Source organism: Streptomyces aurantiacus (genome assembly GCF_027107535.1).
Lineage (GTDB): Bacteria > Actinomycetota > Actinomycetes > Streptomycetales > Streptomycetaceae > Streptomyces.
In genome coordinates this window covers 8,353,678-8,371,596 of record NZ_CP114283.1, presented here as the reverse complement: position 1 = coordinate 8,371,596, position 17,919 = coordinate 8,353,678, and the positions used below count along the sequence as shown (strand labels likewise).

At 71.2% G+C, this 17,919-nt stretch carries 9 protein-coding genes; 6 read left to right on the top strand and 3 right to left on the bottom strand.

Features of this window, described 5'->3' with window-relative positions:
- Window positions 1-66: 66 nt before the first annotated feature.
- From O1Q96_RS38890 to O1Q96_RS38880, 3 genes are all read left to right on the top strand, one after another.
- Window positions 67-6,414: an SDR family oxidoreductase gene (locus O1Q96_RS38890; protein WP_269252582.1), complete on the top strand. Its 6,348-nt coding sequence runs from the start codon at window positions 67-69 to the stop codon at window positions 6,412-6,414.
- 50 nt (window positions 6,415-6,464) lie between these two features.
- Complete coding sequence (locus O1Q96_RS38885; protein WP_269252581.1) at window positions 6,465-8,894, top strand: KR domain-containing protein; 2,430 nt, start codon at window positions 6,465-6,467, stop codon at window positions 8,892-8,894.
- Between the two features lie 137 nt (window positions 8,895-9,031).
- The gene (locus tag O1Q96_RS38880) at window positions 9,032-9,451 is read left to right on the top strand and encodes an ester cyclase (protein ID WP_269252580.1); all 420 of its coding nucleotides are present in this window, start codon (window positions 9,032-9,034) and stop codon (window positions 9,449-9,451) included.
- Window positions 9,452-9,531: 80 nt separating this feature from the next.
- Here O1Q96_RS38880 and O1Q96_RS38875 read toward each other — a convergent pair whose 3' ends face one another.
- A complete protein-coding gene (locus O1Q96_RS38875) occupies window positions 9,532-10,014 on the bottom strand; it encodes a nuclear transport factor 2 family protein (RefSeq protein ID WP_269252579.1) in 483 nt (160 codons plus the stop codon).
- 136 nt (window positions 10,015-10,150) lie between these two features.
- Here O1Q96_RS38875 and O1Q96_RS38870 point away from each other — a divergent pair, with 136 nt between their 5' ends.
- Together O1Q96_RS38870 and O1Q96_RS38865 are read left to right on the top strand one after the other, a co-directional pair.
- Window positions 10,151-11,155: an SDR family NAD(P)-dependent oxidoreductase gene (locus O1Q96_RS38870; protein ID WP_269252578.1), complete on the top strand. Its 1,005-nt coding sequence runs from the start codon at window positions 10,151-10,153 to the stop codon at window positions 11,153-11,155.
- The gene (locus tag O1Q96_RS38865) at window positions 11,152-12,702 is read left to right on the top strand and encodes a cytochrome P450 (protein WP_269252577.1); all 1,551 of its coding nucleotides are present in this window, start codon (window positions 11,152-11,154) and stop codon (window positions 12,700-12,702) included. Before O1Q96_RS38870 ends, O1Q96_RS38865 begins: the two co-directional genes overlap by 4 nt.
- Before the next feature lie 124 nt (window positions 12,703-12,826).
- Here O1Q96_RS38865 and O1Q96_RS38860 read toward each other — a convergent pair whose 3' ends face one another.
- Complete coding sequence (locus tag O1Q96_RS38860; RefSeq protein WP_269252576.1) at window positions 12,827-14,053, bottom strand: serine hydrolase domain-containing protein; 1,227 nt, start codon at window positions 14,051-14,053, stop codon at window positions 12,827-12,829.
- Window positions 14,054-14,256: 203 nt separating this feature from the next.
- On the opposite strand from O1Q96_RS38860, the gene O1Q96_RS38855 reads away from it, so the two are divergent.
- Window positions 14,257-16,482 carry a DEAD/DEAH box helicase gene (locus O1Q96_RS38855; protein WP_269252575.1) on the top strand — a complete coding sequence of 742 codons (2,226 nt, stop codon included), beginning with the start codon at window positions 14,257-14,259 and terminating at the stop codon, window positions 16,480-16,482.
- A gap of 184 nt (window positions 16,483-16,666) precedes the next feature.
- Here O1Q96_RS38855 and O1Q96_RS38850 read toward each other — a convergent pair whose 3' ends face one another.
- Complete coding sequence (locus tag O1Q96_RS38850) at window positions 16,667-17,776, bottom strand: threonine synthase (protein ID WP_269252574.1); 1,110 nt, start codon at window positions 17,774-17,776, stop codon at window positions 16,667-16,669.
- Window positions 17,777-17,919: the final 143 nt, after the last annotated feature.

Here is a 17,919-nt window from a genome sequence, read left to right as displayed (position 1 = left end):
TTCCCCCTGCTTCCTCACTTCCTCCCGGCTTCCCCTCGCTCTCGGCTCCAGAAGGGCACGTGTTCCATGAAAGACCTCACAGGCAAGGTGGCCCTGGTCACCGGCGGATCGAAAGGGATAGGCAAGGCCATCGCGCGTGAACTCGCCTCGCGCGGCGCCTCGATCGTCCTCAACTACTTCCACTCGCACGACCAGGCCAAGGCGACCCGCGACGAGCTGACCGCCGAGGGCCACCGGGTCGACCTGGTCCGTGGATCAGTGGCCAGGCAGGAACAGGTCGACCGGATGTTCGCGGAGACGGACCGGCTGCACGGCCGGCTCGACATCCTCGTCAACAGCGCCGCCGACGGCGCGCTGCTGCCGCTGGACGAGATCACCGACGAGCACCTCGACAGGGCCATCGAGGTCAACTACAAGGGCGGGCTGCGCTGCGCACGCGCTGCCGCGCCGCTGATGGCCAGGGGCGGTGGCGGTTCGATCGTCACCGTCTCCGCCCTCGGCGGCTCCCAGATGGTGATGGCCAACTACCTGGCGTGCGCGCCGGCGAAGGCCGCGGCCGAGGCCGCGGCCCGGTACCTGGCCGTGGAGCTGGCACCGCTCGGCATCCGGGTCAACACGGCGTCCGCCGCCATGCTGAGCAGCGAGGTGGCGGACAAGTTCCCCCAAGCGGCCCAGATGCAGGACGTCATCGCGCGGGCCACCCCCTGGGGGCGGCTCGGCACACCGGAGGAGTTCGCCACCGTGGTGGCCTTCCTCGCCTCCGACGACGCCCGCTGGATCACCGGCCAGGTCATCCTCGCCGACGGCGGCCTCACGCTGGGCGCCGCCCTGCTCTCGCCTCCCGCCGCGCCTCCCGCCGCGCCGGAGGAGCAGCCGACGGCGCAGGCCCGGCCTGCTCCGGATCCCGCCGCGCTGTCCCCGGCCCAGCCGGCTGCCGTGCCGGAGCCGGCCTCGGTGCGGCGCGTCGAAGCCGTGGCCGAGACGCCCGTGGAGCCCTTGGAGCCCGTGGCGGCAGCCGAAGTGCCCTTCGCCGAGGCGGAGTTCGGGGACGACTCGATCGCCGTCGTCGGCATGGGCCTCGCCGTCGCCGGGGCGAACAGCCCGGAGGAGTTCTGGAAGCTCCGCATGACGGGGGACGAACTGTTCGTCGAGGTCCCCGAGGACCGCTGGCAGCACCGGAGCTTCCACTCGGCGGACACGGCCGCCGAGGACAAGGCGTACGCCGACCGCTGTGTGTTCATCACCGGCTTCCAGCCCGCCGACGGCGCCCTGGACGGTATGGAAGGGGGCCCCGACGAGCAGGAGTACACCACCCGGTGGCTCCGCCACAGCATGGTCCAGGCGCTCGACGGGGTCCGCCGCGGCGACACCGACCGCTGCTCCTTCGTGGTCGGTTACACCCCGGACGGCAGCCAGCACCTGGAGGAGGCCGGGGTCCTGGCCGGCGTGACCAGGATGACGCACGAGATCGTCGACGACCTGGCGATGTCCGACGACGAGCGTGCCGCGCTGCGCGCAGGCATCGACGAGTCGTTGACCCGCCGCTACCGGCGCGGCGGCAGCAACCCGTCCCGGTTCCTGCCGCACCGGGTCGGCGAACTGGCCATGCGGGGCATCCTGCCGTCGTCCACCGAGCTCCACATGGTCGACACCGCGTGCTCCTCGTCGCTCTACGCCATCGACATCGCGGCCAAGGGTCTGCTGATGGGCAAGCAGGACATCGCGGTGTGCGGCGGGGCCTTCGCCCTGGCGCCGCGCGGCACCGTGCTCTTCTCCAAGCTTCAGGGACTGTCCAAGAGCGGCAAGGTGCACGCCCTGGACGAGGCGGCCGACGGTGTGATCTTCGCCGACGGCGCCGCCCTCGTCGTACTCAAGCGCCTGAGCAAGGCCCAGGAGGACGGTGACCAGGTCCTCGGCGTGCTGCGGGCGTTCGGTTCCTCCTCGGACGGCAAGGGCAAGGCGATCTACGCGCCGAACTCGGCCGGCCAGAGCCTCGCCGTGCGGCGCGCGCTGGAGAACGGTGACGTGAACGGCGACGACGTGGACTGGATCAACGCGCACGCGACCGGCACCCCCGCCGGCGACCTCGCGGAGTTCTCCACGCTGCGGGAGCACTTCGGCACGGCCCGGCCCACCGCGGTCACCTCCAACAAGTCCCTGATCGGGCACACCGGCTGGGCGGCCGGAGTCGTCTCGCTCATCGAGAACCTGAAGGGCCTCGAAAAGCGGACCATTCCCGGCCAGTACCGCTTCACCAACCCCCGCGAGGACTTCCGCCTCGCCGAGACCCAGCTGGACATCCCGTCCGAGGCGGCGCAGTGGTCCGGGCGCGGTGACCGGCCCCGGCTCGCCGCCGTCTCCGGGTTCGGCTTCGGCGGGACCAACGCGCACCTGATCGTCGCCGAGAACCAGCCACGCGTGGCGCCGCCCGCCGCGGGCCCGTCGGCGGCGACCTCGTCGGAGGCCGTCCCCGCCGTCGCGGCTGCGTCAGCGGCAGCCGTGGCCGACGTGGCCGAGGCCGTCCCGGCCGACGCGGTTCCGGCAGGGGCAGCCGTGACCGGGGCGGCCCACACCCGGGCGACGGCGGTCCCCGCCGGGACGATCCCGGCCACCAAGAAGCCGGACCCCGACAGCCGGGTGGCCATCGTCGGGTGGTCGTCGCACCTGCCCGGCCTGGCGGACCACAAGGAGGTGTCGGGCTGGCTGGCCGGCGGGAAGCCGCCGCTGGACACCTTCGGCACCGCGTACCCGTCGCCGCCGTTCAACGAGGTCCGGCTGCCTCCCAAGACCATCAGGGCCCTGGACCGGTGCCAGCTGATGATCCTGCAGTGCGCCCACCGGCTCCGTGACCAGATGCCCGAGTTCTGGGGCAAGCAGGCCGCCAAGACCGGTGTCTTCGTCGGGCACATGGGACCGACCCGGGCCGCCATGCTGTACGCGAACCGCTGCTACCTCGACGACATCGGGCAGGCCCTCGCCGACTCACCGCTGGCCGGATCCCCGGCCGCCGCCCAGGTGCTGGAGCAACTGCGCGAGCAGGTACGGGCGTTGATCCCGGAGTCCAACGAGGACGCTTTCCCCGGCCAGATGCCCAACATCATCTCCGCCCGGGTGTCGAACTACTTCGACCTGCACGGCCCGAACATGACGATGGACTCCGGTTTCGCCTCCGCCCTGTCGTCGATCACCTCGGCCGGCCGCTATCTGCGCACCGGCGAGCTGGACTTCGCGCTGGCCGGCGGCATCAACGGCAACAGCCTCCCGGAGTACCGCGCCCTCATCGGCGACCTGCTCCCGGAGAAGGAGCAGCAACTGGCCGAGGGCGCCTTCCTGTTCGCCCTCGCCACCGAGGAGCGGGCGAAGCGCGAGGGCCTGCCGATCCTGGCGTACGTCGACGAGCCGCTCGGCAGCGCCGCCGCACAGGCCGGCGCCGTATCCGAGCGGGACTCCGTACGGGACTCCGTGCGGTGCACAGAGCCCGAGCACGCCCGTTATCTGGGCGCCGCCGGGGGACTTGCCGTACTGAAGGCCCTGCACAGGCCCGCCGGCACGGTGGAGGTCTCCTGCGACCAGACCGGCGGCGCACCGGGTGCCCGGCTCCGGCTGACCGTGCCCGGCCCCGCCGCCCTCGCCGGGCCCACCCCGGAGCAGGGCCGGTCACACGGCGCCGCCGTCACCGGCACCCTGCCGGAGCGCTTCGTGTCGGCCACGCACACCGGGGAGGGCGTCCCGCTGCGGGTGCGCCGCCAGATCCCGGTGCTCGAGGCGACCCCGCCCCGGCGGGTGCGCGAGCCGATTCCGTTCCTGCCGGACGGTGCCCTCGTCGTCACCGACGCCCCCGGCCCGCTGGCCGAGGCGGCAAGCGCCGACGCCGCCCTGACCGTGCTGTCCACCACCCCGCTGGCGGCGCCCCGCCCCGGCTGGCACCACCTGCCCGAGGTCACCGCCGACGCCGTCCGCGAGGCCCTGGCGGGCGCCGGGCGACCGGTCACGCATCTGCGTGTGCTGGCCGACCTGGGGCGCTCGGCACCCGCCGGGCAGTCGCTCACCGAGGCTTCTTCGGCTCTTCTCGCCCTGCACGACGCGGCGTATCTGGCTGTCCAGCACGCGTATGACGGGCTGTCCACCGCCGAGTCCACCCTCGTCATGCTGTTCCTCGACGCGGTGCCCGGCGGCACCCCGCACCCCTTCTCCGGGCTGTTCACCGGTCTGCTCAAGAGCGCCGGCCGGGAGCTCACCGACAGCACCAGTTTCGCGCTGCTCACCTCGGCCACCGAAGTGGGCGACGCGGTGAGGCTGGTGGAGGAGGAGAGCCGGGCGTACCGGGACTTCCCCGTAGTCGTCGACACCGACGGGGTGCGCCGCACCCACCGGCTGAACGACGAGCCGATCGCCCTGGACGCCTGTGCCCCGGCGGTCCTGGACCGGGACTCCGTGGTCGTCGTCGCCGGCGGCGCCCGAGGCATCACCGCCGAGGTGCTCAAGGCGGTCGCCGCTGAATTCGGCCCCCGCATCCATGTGTTCGGCAGCAACGACCTGGACAGCTACCCGCCGTCGGTCTTCGCCGGCAGCGACGAGGAGTTCGCGGCGGGCCGGGCGGCCCACATCTCAGCCGGACTCGCCGAGGCCAGGAACAAGACCAAGAACAAAGGCAAGGGCAAGGCGAAAGGCAAGGACTCGGGCACGGGCACGGGCAAGCGCCCTTCCGTGGCGGACCTCAACAAGTCCTTCGACCGGATGCTCAACGCCCGCGACGCCCGGCGCAACCTCGACGCGATGACGGAGCACAGCGGCGCGGGCCGGGTCACCTACGTGCAGTGCGACATGCGCGACGACGCCCAGGTGGAGAAGGCCATCGGCGAGGTGCTCCAGGAACACGGGCGGATCGATCTGCTGGTCAACGCCGCCGGGCTGCAGCGCTCGGCGCTCATCAAGGACAAGGACTTCGCGGAGTTCACCTCCATCCGTGACCTGAAGGTCGAGTCGTACCTCAACCTCAAGTACGCGCTGCGCGACGCCCCGCCCCGCATGTGGTGCAACTTCGGTTCGCTGCTCGGGTACTTCGGGCAGCTGGGCGAGTCCGACTACGCCTCGGCCAACGACTTCCTGGGCAGCGCGGCCACCTATGCGGCGGCCACCTCGGAACTCCACGAGTTCACCATCGGGTGGACACTGTGGGCCGGTGTCGGCATGGGCGCCAACGAGCTGACGAAGGCGTACTACGAGCGGGCCGGCTCCTACAGCAGCATGGCCGTCCCCGAAGGCGTGCACCACTTCGTACAGGAACTGCACGCGCCCGTCCGGCGGCCTTCCCTCGTGCACCTGGGGGACGCCGAACGCGTCACCGTCGAGGAGTTCTACCCCGGCTACCTCACGGGCGGAACGGCCACCGGTGCGACCGCAGGTACGGCCACCGGTGCGGATGCGGTCGCGTCGGCCGCCGGTACGGATGATGTCGCGCCGCAGCCACAGCCGCCGGCCCCCGGCTTCTTCCTGCGCCGTGTCGTCGAGTCGACGGCGACGTCCGCCGTGTTCGAGTGCCGCTTCGACCTGGACACCGACGGCTACCTGGAACACCACACCGTGCGCGGCGAGCCGACCCTGCCGGGCACGTTCGTCACCGAAATGGCCGCGGAGGCCGCCCGGCACCTGGCGCCCGACCAGCACGTCGTCGCTTTCGAGGACCTGCGGTTCGAGCACTTCCTGCGCGTCTACCGCGACCTGCCGACCGCCCCGAAGCGGCTGCACGCGCGGATCGCCGCGTCCTCGGGCGACACGACCACAGTCGAGGTGCGGATCACCGAGGACGTGGTGTCACCGGCCGGCGTCGTACTCGTCAAGGACCGGGTGCACTTCACCACCCGGGTGCTGCTCGCCGGCACCTTCCCCGCCGCTCCGCTGTGGGAGGCGTGGGACACCGCGGACGACACCCCGGTGCCCGACCCGTACCACCAGTCCGGCTCACCGGTGCGGCTGACCGGGCCGTTCGTGTCCACCACCGGCACCCGTGTCCACCCCAACGGCAAGCGGGCCCGCTACGCCCTGTCGCTCCCCGCCGACGACCCGACGTGGCAGCGGTTCACCGTTCCGAGCATCCTGCTGGACGGCCTGGCCAGGGTCGGCGTACTGGACCTCGTCGACGGTCATCTGATCCCCGTCGCCGCGCCGCTGTCGATCCGCCGCATCGACCTGTACGAGGAGACGAACGACCTGACCCTGTCCGGGGCCGGCGAGGACATCGACCTGTACGCCACCCCGCCCGGCTTCGACCTGGCCGCCGACCTGGTCGACAACCGGTTCATCGCCACCCGGCCCGACGGCCGGATGCTCCTGCAGATGAAGGACATGCAGGCGACGCTGATCGGCTATGTCGACGCCCGGACCGGCGAAGCCGTCGCGGCCACCCGTGACTGACAGGGAAGGAATCGCGGCCACCCGTGACTGACGAGGAAGGAAAACGCAGCATGACGCCCGTACGCGAAAGGCCGCCGGAGCCGGTGTCCACAGGCGTCGGCGGCAACGCCCCGGTGCAGGCGGTGAGCCGGATGGAATGGCAGCTCACCGCGCTGCCGACGGCCCCCGCCGACCCCGCGCGCCTCGTGGGCATGCGGGTGCTCCTCCTCGGCGGCGACCAGGAGACCGCCGCCGCCGTGGCACGTGAGCTGACCGGACACGGAGCCCTGGTACGCCGCCACCCGGCGGCCCCCGGGCCCGGGGACGACGGCGCCGTCGACGCGATCGTCGACCTCACCGTGGGCGGCCCGGCACCCGGCGCCGCCGTGTCCGGCACCCGTGACCCGGGCGAGGTCTGGCGCGAGCCGCTGCTGGAGACGGTCGCCGCGCTGCGCGAGCACTACGCCGACTGGGCCGCCGAGACATCGGCGCGACGCCTGTACTACCTGGCCGTGACCTATCTCGGCGGCGGCCTGGGGCACCACCCGCAGGACGACCTGGCCCAGCCGCTCGGCGGCATCTGGGCGGGACTGGCGAAGACGCTGCACCGCGAACTGCCGAACTGCAACGCACGCGTCGTCGACACGAGCCTGACCGCCGCCGACGACCTGCCGGGCATCGTCGCCGCCGAACTGGGCAGGCCCGGCGAGCTGGAGGTCGGTCACCGCGACGGGCAGCGGCTGACGCTCACCCCGGTCGCCCGGCCCGCCGGGGGTCCGGCCGTCCCGCTCGGCCCCGACGACTGCGTGCTGATCTCGGGGGGTGGCCGGGGCATCGGCTGGGAGCTGGCCCGCTCCCTCGCCACCACCTACGGCCTGCGGGTCGTGGTGACGGGCCGGGAGGACTTCCCCACCGGCGACGAACCGTGGTTCGGCGTCGGAGAGAGCGAACTCAAGGCGTACGAGCAGCAGTTGTGGTCCCGGCTGCGGCAGGGGACGACATTGGCCGAGATCCGGCAGGACATCGCCCGTGTCCGCAGCCGGTGGGAACTCGCCACCAACATCTCCGAGGCCAGGTCCCGCGGGCTGCGCGTCGACTACGCCCGGTGCGACTTCACCGACCTGGAGCAGGTGCGCTCCCTGCTGGCGCGTGAGGGCGCCGCACTGACCGGGGTCGTGCACAACGCGGGGGTGGACACCGCGGCGAGGCTTCCCAAGAAGACCGACGAGGAGATCCTGCGGACCGTCCGTACGAAGATCGAGGGCTTCCTCAACCTCTTCGGCGAACTGCGGGAGCACCGGCTCAAGTTCTTCTGCAGCGTCGGCTCCCTCACCGGCCGGCTCGGCGGGATGGTGGGCCAGCTCGAATACGCCGCTGCCAACGAGGGACTGGCCCGGCTCGGCCGGTGGGCCGGCCGCCGTGCGGACTTCCCCGTGATGACGCTGGCCTGGCCGACCTGGGACCGTATCGGCCTCATCTCCAACTTCTCGGCGACGCTGCGCTACATGGCGGCCATCGACGTCACCGACGGCCTCGCCAAGTGGCAGGCCGAGCTGCGCGCCGGCTCCGAGGGGGAGGTCACCTTCGTGGGGCCGCTGGGCAGGGCGATGAGCCCCGGCCAGGCGACCGACTACCCCGTCGTGCCCGACCTGCCGGGGTTCACCGGCACCTACCCGCGGATCTTCCACCTCGGGGAGGTGACCACGTACCAGCCGCACGTCCGCATGGTGTCGCGGGTGACGTTCGACCGTGACCGGGCACCGGTCCTGGGCGACTTCCTGCTGGACGGCGCCGCGGCCGTTCCCGTGAGCATCCTGCTGGAGAGCGCGGTGCGCGGCGCGGAGTGGATCGTTCCCGAGGACTTCCCCGCGCTGCGGGCCGGCTGTCTGGAGGAGGTCGTCGTACCGCTGGACCTGCTGCGGCTCGACGCCGGCCCGACCGTGTGGGAACGGGAGGTGCGCGGTGCCCACGAGGGGGACACGTGGGTGGTTGAGGTGCGATTCCGGCGGGTGTCGGACGGTGGGGACGGGCCGGAGGCACGCCTGCGTGTCGTCCACGAGCCGGGCGAGGCTCGCTCCCCGGCCCTGCCCCGGCCCTACGTGCAGCGGACGACCACCTGGCGATCCGGCCGGCCGCTGCTGAGCTGGCGCTCGTCGGTGGTGCCGGCCGCCGTCTGGTCCGAGGGCCCGGACGGCCGACGGTCGGCCGTGGTGCGGCCGTGCGTCCCCAACGACCTGTGGGCGACGCTCCACGCCCCGCGCACCGCGCTTTCCGTCTCCGCGCTGGAGAACGTGGTCCGGGCGGGCACGCGGCAGAGCGAAGGGATTTCGGTCGCTGAGGACCCGCTGGTTCTCGGCCGTATCGCACTCCATTCCGAGGAGCACGGAGATTCCCTCATCGAGGTGGATCCAACTCTCGGGGTATGGAAAGTGAAGAACGCGGAAACGAGGGCTCCCGTCATGACCGTCACAGGCCTTCGCGGGCCGATCGGAAACGGTTGACCGCTGCCCTTTCGAATGACACGGTTTCGAATGGCACGGTTGAAAGGTTCGCGGCTCGAATGTCGCGACTCGAAGGGTCCAGTGGATTACTCCACTTACCTCTGCTGATAAGAAACAGAAAACCAGGGAAGGTACAGATGTCGAAGCTGCTGGAGAACAAGGCCGTACTGGAGCGCTACTACGAGGAGTGCCTCAACAAGGGCAACCTCGATGTGATCTACGAGGGCGCCGGCGACGGCCACATCAGCCATGGAACGGCCCCGAACGGCAAGGAGGGCGTCGAGCACCTCAAGGAGTGGGTGCGGCTCCAGCGCGCGTCCTTCCCCGACCTCCACGTGACCGTCGACGACTGGATCCTGGAGGACGACAAGGTCGTCAGCCGGTTCACCGCACGCGGCACCCACACCGGGGAGCCCTACGAGGGTGTGCCGGCCATCGGCCGGGAGTTCGCCGTCAGTGGCATCGTGATCGACGCGTTCGAGGACGGGAAGATCGTGGAGAGCTGGTTCTCGCTGGACGGGCTCGAACTCGCCAAGCAGCTGGGCGCCCTGGGATGACGGCGTCGGCCCCGGCACCTGGTGGTGCCGGGGCCGGCCGGGTTCCCCGGGCTCCTCGGCTCGGAGTCCGGTGCCGCTCTTCAGTCCTGCTTGCCGGAGCGTGCGGCGTACGCGTCGGTGATGGGTTCGGCGTGTGCCTCCGCGTTGCCGGAGGCGGCGATGGAGTCGAGTGCCCGCTGGAGGACGACGGTGTCCTCCAGAGTATGGATCTCGGTGATCCTGCCCCACTTCAGATACATGAACTGGGTCATGATGTTGTCGTAGCGCGTGCCGTCGGGCAGCGGCCCGCCGATGCGTACGCGGGTCGCCACCTTGGTCAGCCAGGGGCCGCCGGAAATGACGATTTCCAGCGGCTCGAAACCGGCGTCGGGAATCAGCCTGAAGACCCGCTGCCACCACAGGCTCATCGCTTCGACCGTATGCCGCTCGCCCGAAAGAGCGTGCTCTCCGTAGAACACGTAGGTGAAATCGGGTGCCAGCGTGTCCACCATGGACTGCCAGTTTCCTGCATTGATGTCGGCAAAAGCTTTACGGAGCTTGGCGGCAACGATTCGATGGTACATAAACTACCTTTCCCTGGTGTGCGAGCGGCCCTTTTCTGCAGCCCCCTGAATGGTTTCCCGTCAACGTCTCAATTGATACCACGGTACCCCACGCAGAAATACCCCGGAGATCGGGCCAAAGAAATAGGAGAGTGGGATGACGACCCCCCTGCCCGTGCTCATCACCGGCTGTTCCTCCGGGATCGGCCGCGCCTGCGCACTGCGGATGCATCGGGCCGGTATGACCGTGTACGCCACGGCACGCAGGCCGGAAACCCTGACCGGCCTGGCAGCGGAAGGAATCCGGACGCTGCGCCTGGACGTCACCGACGAAGCGAGCATGCGTGCGGTCGTCGACCTCGTCGAGGCCGAGCACGGCTCGGTCGGCGCCCTGGTCAACAGCGCCGGATACGCCATGTCGGGTGTCGTGGAAGAGGCCGATCCGGACGACATGCGGAGGCAGTTCGAAACGAACGTGTTCGGGCTGGCCCGGCTCAGCCAGCTGGTGCTGCCGGCCATGCGGGCCGCGCGGCACGGAACCATCGTCAACATCTCGTCGATCTTCGGCCGTTACGCGGTTCCCGGCGGGGGTTTCTACCAGGCGTCCAAGCACGCGGTCGAGGCACTGAGCGACGCCCTGCGCCTGGAGGTTGCCGATTTCGGCGTCCGGGTCGTCCTCATCGAGCCAGGGCCGGTGCGTACGACCGACTTCGGAGCCACCTATGTGGCGAACCTCAAGCCCGTGAGCAAGGACTACGACGACTTCCGCCGGCGTACGGCCGAATTCTTCGACGCCATCTACACGGGCAGCCGCCGCACCCTGGCCGGCACGTTCGCGATCCAGTCCGACGACGTGGCCCGGGTGGTGGAGCGGGCGGTCCGCAGTGCCCGCCCGAGCGCCCGCTACCCCGTCGGGTTCCTCGCCCGCAGCACCCTCGCCCTGCGCCGGCTGGCCCCCGACGTCGTCTTCGACAACCTCTTCGTGCGGCGCGTGTTCCCGGTGCCGCGCAACGAGGCCCGCAGGCAGGCCCCGGCCACCGGAGTCCGCCCGGTCACCGGATCCGGCCCGGCCGCCGGCACCCGCGGGGTCACGCCGATCGACGACGCCCACCGGGCAAAGCCGCCGCACTCGCAGCCCCGCCACGAAGGAGACCGCCGATGAACGCCACCACAGCCCCCACGACCACCCCCCGTCGCGCCGCCCAGGCCCCCGGCCCGAAGGGCGTCCCGCTGCTGGGCAGCCTCGGCCCCTGGCGCCGCAACACCGCCGAGTTCCTGCTGGGTCTGCAGCGCGACCACGGAGAGACCGTACGCATGCGGCTCGGACCGATGACGGTCCACCAGATCACCGGCCCCGAGGCGGTTCAGCAGGTTCTGGTGAACAACCACGGCAACTACGTGCGCGGCCCGCTGTACGAGCAGTTCAGCGTCGTCATGGGCAAGGGGCTGCTCACCTCGGACGGCGATTTCTGGCGGGGGCACCGCCGGGCGGTCCAGCCCGCGTTCCAGAAGAACGCCATCCTCGACATCGTCCCCAACATCGTCACCGCCACGAACGAGATGCTCGACGCGTGGGAGGCCAAGGCCGCGCGCGACGAGCCCGTGGACCTGATGACCGAAATGCTCAGGCTCACCCTGATCACGCTCAGCCGCTCGCTGTTCGCCTACGACATCGAGCCCTCGTCGCGGGTGCTCAAGCACATCGTCGACGACGTGGTCGAGGTGATGTTCCGGCGCGGTACGCCGTCCGAGATGATGCCGTCCTGGCTGCCGACCGACCGCAAGCACAAGATCGCCCGGATCCACCGGGTCTTCGACAGGATCGTGGCCGACGTCCGGCAGAACTACGCGCGCACCGGCGAGGGTTCGCTGATATCGCTGATGGAGCAGGCCGAGGACCCCGTCACCGGTGAGCCCTGGACCGATCAGGAACTGCGCGACGAACTCCTGACCATCTACCTGGCGGGACACGAGACGACCGCGGTGTCGTTGTGCTGGACCCTGCTGTCGATCGCGAACCACCCGCCGGTGCAGGAGGAGTTGGACGCGGAGATCGGCCAGGTCCTGGGCGGCGGCCTGCCGGACAGGCAGAACACCGACGCGCTGACGTACACCCGCATGGTGGTGGACGAGAGCCTGCGGATGCACCCGCCCATCTGGATCTTCCCGCGTGCTGCCGTCGGCCCGGACAGCCTGGGCGGTTACGACATCGAAGCCGGCTCGTCGATCCTGCTGTCGCCGCTCGTGTCCCACCACAATCCGCGCCACTGGGACAACCCGCTGGCCTTCGACCCGTACCGCTTCACCGCGAAGGCCGTGAAGGAGCGCCCGCGCATGGCCTACTTCCCGTTCGGTGCGGGACCGCGGCAGTGCATCGGCAACACCATGGCACTGCTCGAACTGCGGACCATCGTGACGATGATCAACCAGCGGTTCAGGCTGAGCATGATCCCGGGCCACGCACTGCGGTACGGCTCGCCGGTGATCTCGCTGCGCCCCCTGCAGGACGTCATGGTGCGCCTGACGGCACGCGACCGCACGGTGACCGGGAGCCGCCCCGTAACCCCGCGCACCCCCGCCGCCGACACCGCCGACACCGCCGACACCGCCGCCGAAGGCGATGCCCACACCTACGCCGCCAAGGACGCGTCTTCAGCCCGTACAGCAGGATGCCCCGCTCACCGTGGCCCAGGCTCTGAAACACGGTGACGCCACCGATACGCAGACAGCCGGTCAGATAGGTCGGATCGGATCGGCTCGCTTGAGCCAGATCGTGTCCACCCCCCGGCCTCCTGGGAGGACTGCATCGCCACCGTCCGCAGCGAGCCCGGTGCTAACCCAGGGGAACCGGGCGGTCGTAGACGTTCTCCGGGGTCACGACCTCGGTGATCGCGCGGGCGACGAGCGAGGACGGCTCCTGGCCCTCGTGGGTGATGTCGGTGTTGAGGAGGATCACCAGGGTGGCCTTCTCCGAGGGCAGGTAGACCGTCACGCTCTCGTATCCGGGGATGGAGCCGTTGTGCCCGATCCAGCCGTCGGACTCGAAGATGCCGAGGCCGTACTTCGTGCCGGGGTGGCCGGTCGGCAGCATCCTGAGCCGCTCCCGCTGGGTCTCGGGGCTGAGCAGTGTCCCGGTGGCCACGATCCGGGCCCAGCGGCGCAGGTCGTGCAGGTTCGAGATCATCGCCCCGGCCGACCAGGCCCAACTGGGGTTCCAGTCCGTGGAGTCCTCGACCTCGCCGGTCAGCGTCTGGTTGGTGTAGCCGCGCGCGTGCGGCTCGGGGAACCCGGCGTCCGTGGGGAACAACGTGTGGCGCAGGTGGGCCGGGCGCAGCACCCGCCTGTCGATGAAGTCGGCGAGACGGTGACCGCTGACCTTCTCGATCACCAGGCCGAGGAGGATGAGGTTGCTGTTGGAGTACTGGAACTTCTGCCCCGGCGCGAAGGTGTTCCGGTGCTTGAAGCCGTACGCGAGCACCTCGCGCGGGGTGAACGAGCGGCTCGGGTCACTCAACAGGTCGTGCGCGAAGTCAGGGTCGGCGCTGTACGGGAACAGGCCGCTGCGCATCTCGGCGAGATGACGCAGCGTGATCCGGCGGCCGCCCGGCACGCCGCCGATGTACTTGGAGATCGGGTCGTCGAGCCGGATCCGGCCGTCGTCGACCAGCTTGAGCAGCGCGGTGACCGTGAAGGTCTTGGTCTCGCTGCCGATCCGCGTGTACAGGTCGGTGGTCATGGGCCTGCCGGTGGTGGTGTCGGCGACCCCGGTGGCGCGGACGTACCGGCCCTTGCCCGGCATCCACAGTCCGACGACGACGCCGGGGATGCCGGCCTCCCGGCGGACGTCCTCGACGGCCTTGTCCAGCCGGGCGGTCAGCTTGCGACCCAGACCGTCCGACGGGTGCCCGTCCTTGTCGAGCTTCTCGGACGTGTCGAGCTTCTCGGACCGGTCGACGCCCGCGGCGTGGACGGCCGTGGTGGGCATCGCCGCCATCGGGGCCAGCACGGACGCCACGAGGAGTGCCGCGGTGAACAGCCGTCGGGAGGGGGTACGTCGCATGTGGGGGCGCCTCTTCCAGGTCAGGGGCTCGGACGGCAACGTCACCATCCGGACCCCGGGCGGAGGTCTTCGTCCGGTACGCGCTCCCGCGAGTCCACTCGTTCGGAGCCACCGGGGTTCCGGGACGGTCCTCGCCCGGGCTCTGTCGGTGGCCCGTGGAAGGATGTCCGCTCGTTCGGGGTGTACGGCACGCGAGGGGTGTCATGGCGGAGGGTGAGGGGGCGGTCGGCAGCCCCGTACCGGTGGGGCGCAGGGCGCGTGAGGTCGTCGCGCGGGCCGAGCGGTTGTCCGGGCTCGCGCGGGGCGTCCTCGCCGATCACGCCCGGGCGGTCGACCAGGTGCGTACGGCCCTCGCACCGCTCCTCGCCGAGCTGGTCGCCCAGGAGCTGGAGGGCATTCCTGTCTCCCGGCTGAAGGACGTCACCGAGGGGCGGCTGCGGCTCGGGGCCCTGGAGACGGCTGGATTCGGCAGCGTACGGCCGGTGTTCGAAGCGAGCCGGCACGAGTTGCGGCAGATACCGGGAGTCGGGGCGCAGACCGCGGACCAGGCGCTCGCCGCCGCCCGGCAGATCGCCCGGGCGCTCGAGGAGACCGTGTCCGTGCGGATCGACGTCGATCACCCGGAGCCGCGGACCACCGCCCTCGTCATCGCGTTGCGGCGGATCGTCGAGGCGGGTCCCGAACTGCGCCGGGCCGTGGATGCCGCCGGGAAGGCGGAGCGCAGGATCGCGGCGCTCCTTCCGGTGGCACGGCCGGCGGGCGGGCGCCTGCGGATGGCCCTTGCGGGAGGGGCCGGGCGCCAGCGTGCGCTCACGGCGGTGGGCGAGCTGCGCGCGCTCGTCGCGGACGCCGTCGCGAGGGATGTGCCGATGCTGCTCACGCAGGCCTCCACCGACCTGCTCCGGGAGTCGGCCTCCGACGCCGAGGCGTGGGTGGACTTCGAGCTGCGGTCCACGGAGTACTACAGCCAGCTCGCCGGGATCGCGGGCAGCGCACCCGACGTCGAGGCCGCCGAGGGCTTCCTGCCGGCGGAGGTCGCGGACCGTGTGCACGCGCAGGGACTCGACGACACCCACCTCCGGGTCTCCCTGCGCGGCTACCAGTCCTTCGGCGCGCGGTTCGCGCTCGCCCAGCGCCGGGTGGTCCTCGGCGACGAGATGGGGCTCGGCAAGACGGTCCAGGCCATCGCGGTTTTCGCGCACCTCGCCGCCGACGGGCACCGCCACTTCCTGGTGGTGTGCCCGGCGAGCGTACTGATCAACTGGACGCGCGAGATCCGCTCCCGCAGCACTCTGCGCGCGGTGCCCGTGCACGGCCCCGACCGGCTCGACGCGTACGCCGAGTGGCGCGAGCGCGGTGGCGTCGCGGTGACCACCTTCGACGTGCTCCACAGCCTGCCGGACCCCAGGAAGGCCGAGAAGCACCCGCTGGACGCCCCCGCCGCGCTCGTCGTCGACGAGGCGCACTACGTCAAGAATCCCGACGCCCGCCGCTCCCGTGCCGTCGCGCGCTGGACGAACCGCTGCGAGCGCGTCCTGTTCCTCACGGGCACGCCGATGGAGAACCGCGTCGAGGAGTTCCGTACGCTCGTGCGCTATCTCCAGCCCGACCTGGTGCCCAGGATCCAGGGCAGCGACGCGGTGGCGGGGCCGCACACCTTCCGCAGGTCCGTCGCCCCCGCCTACCTGCGGCGCAACCAGCAGGACGTGCTCACCGAACTGCCCGCGCTGGTCCAGGTCGACGAGTGGGAGGAGCTCGGCGCCGCCGACCTGGACGCCTACCGCGAGGCGGTCGCCGCCGGGAACTTCATGGCGATGCGCAGAGCCGCGTACGTGCACGCCGAGAAGTCGGCGAAGCTCCAGCGGCTGCGCGAGCTGGTCGAGGAGGCCGCGGTGAACGGCCTGAAGGTCGTGGTCTTCTCCTACTTCCGTGACGTCCTCGCCACCGTCCGGCAGGCGCTGGGCGACGCGGTGCTGGGGCCGCTGGCGGGAGGCGTTCCGGCCGCCCGCCGACAACAGCTCGTCGACGAGTTCACGGCCGCGCCCGGCCATGCGGTGCTGCTCTGCCAGATCGAGGCCGGCGGGGTCGGGCTCAACCTCCAGGCCGCGTCCGTGGTGATTCTCTGTGAACCGCAGGTCAAGCCCACGCTGGAGCATCAGGCTGTTGCCCGTGCCCACCGGATGGGGCAGGTCCGCTCGGTCCAGGTGCACCGGCTGCTCGCGGCGGACAGTGTGGACGAGCGGCTGCTGCACATTCTGGAGAGCAAGGCCCGGCTCTTCGACGCGTACGCGCGGCGCAGTGATGTCGCCGAGGCGACGCCGGATGCGGTTGATGTCTCGGACGGCACGATCGCCCGGCGCATCGTGGAGGAGGAGCAGGTGCGGTTGGCTGTCGCCGGTGGGGGTGCGTCGCGGGGCGACCCGGAGTAGGGGAGTGGGGCCGTGGGAGGGGGGCGGTTCGTTCTTCGGGTGCGGGCCGGTGGGGGCTGGTCGCGCAGTTCCCCGCGCCCCTCACAGGCTGCGCAGTTCCCCGCGCCCCTGAAAGGACTGCGCCGTTCCTGGCGCCCCCGAGATGACCGCGCAGTTCCCTGCGGCCGCAACGGACGCGTCCCTGTCAGGGCGCCGTCGTCAAGCCCGTTTTCAAGCCTGCGCCGCACAGTGGTACCACCGCTGTGCGGGTGCCCAGGGGGCCCTCGCGTACTGCCGCCCAGCACGCCACGCCCGTCGACTCCACGTACAGGCCGCGGGAGGCCAGGTCGGTCTGGGCGTGGCGGATCTGGTCCTCCGTCACGGTGAGGAAGGTGCCGCCCGACTCGCGTACCGCCCGCAGGATCTGGCGGGCCCGCGGCGGGTGCGGGATCGCGATGCCCTCGGCGAACGTGGGGGCCGCGGGGGTGACCCCGACCAGATCGTCCGCGCCGTCGGCCCAGGCGTGGGCGAGTGGGGCGACGGCGGCGGACTGGACCGCGTACAGGGCGGGCCTGCGGTCGATCAGGCCCGCCGCGTGCAGTTCGGCGACGGCGAGGGCCGCGCCGAGCAGCAGCGTGCCGTTGCCGACTGGGACGACGATCACCTCGGGGAGCCGTCCGCCGAGGTCCTCCCACAGCTCGTGGACGTACGTCTTGGTGCCGTGCAGGAAGTACGGGTTGAAGACGTGCGAGGCGTAGAACGTGCCCTCCTCGTCCGCCGCCTCCCGGGCCGCACGGGAGGCGGCCTCGCGGTCGCCCGGGACCACTTCCGGCCGGGCCCCGTGCGCCCCGATCTGCTCCAGTTTCTTGGCGGACGTGCCCTCGGGGACGTACACCGTGCACGGCAGCCGGGCGCGGGCGCAGTACGCGGCCACGGCCGTGCCCGCGTTGCCGCTGCTGTCCGCGACGACCTGCCGGGGCCGCAGCCGCAGGGCCAGCTCGGCGAGCAGGACGGCCCCGCGGTCCTTGAAGGAGAGCGTCGGCATGAGGAAGTCCAGTTTGGCCGAAACACCCTCGGTCAGCGGGACCAGCGGGGTGCGCCCCTCGCCCAGCGACACCGAGGGGCCCGACAGCGGCAGGCACTCCGTGTACCGCCAGAGTGAGTTCACCCTCCCCGTCAGGGACTTGAGGGACGCCGGAGTGGGCGCGAAGTCCAGGTCGAGCGGGCCGCGGCAGACCGGGCAGCACCACGCGAGCGAGTCCGTGGGGACGCGCGTGCCGTCCACCGGGCAGAAGCAATCCGGCAAGGGAGTCATCCCCGCAGGTTAGATGCCCCGATTGGTGACGGACTGTCATGGCAGGCATATGGCAGCTGCGTTACGTGTGTGCAGGCCTCTTGTGCAATTCCTGTGGAAGCCCCAATCTTTCGGCTGAGCGCAGGGTCGGCTCGCCGAACATT

Coding starts and splice junctions, on each gene's coding strand:
- O1Q96_RS38865 (WP_269252577.1), top strand. CDS start 11,152: ATGAACGCCACCACAGCCCCCACGACCACCCCCCGTCGCGCCGCCCAG.
- O1Q96_RS38855 (WP_269252575.1), top strand. CDS start 14,257: ATGGCGGAGGGTGAGGGGGCGGTCGGCAGCCCCGTACCGGTGGGGCGC.
- O1Q96_RS38850 (WP_269252574.1), bottom strand. CDS start 17,776: ATGACTCCCTTGCCGGATTGCTTCTGCCCGGTGGACGGCACGCGCGTC.
- O1Q96_RS38890 (WP_269252582.1), top strand. CDS start 67: ATGAAAGACCTCACAGGCAAGGTGGCCCTGGTCACCGGCGGATCGAAA.
- O1Q96_RS38885 (WP_269252581.1), top strand. CDS start 6,465: ATGACGCCCGTACGCGAAAGGCCGCCGGAGCCGGTGTCCACAGGCGTC.
- O1Q96_RS38880 (WP_269252580.1), top strand. CDS start 9,032: ATGTCGAAGCTGCTGGAGAACAAGGCCGTACTGGAGCGCTACTACGAG.
- O1Q96_RS38870 (WP_269252578.1), top strand. CDS start 10,151: ATGACGACCCCCCTGCCCGTGCTCATCACCGGCTGTTCCTCCGGGATC.
- O1Q96_RS38875 (WP_269252579.1), bottom strand. CDS start 10,014: ATGTACCATCGAATCGTTGCCGCCAAGCTCCGTAAAGCTTTTGCCGAC.
- O1Q96_RS38860 (WP_269252576.1), bottom strand. CDS start 14,053: ATGCGACGTACCCCCTCCCGACGGCTGTTCACCGCGGCACTCCTCGTG.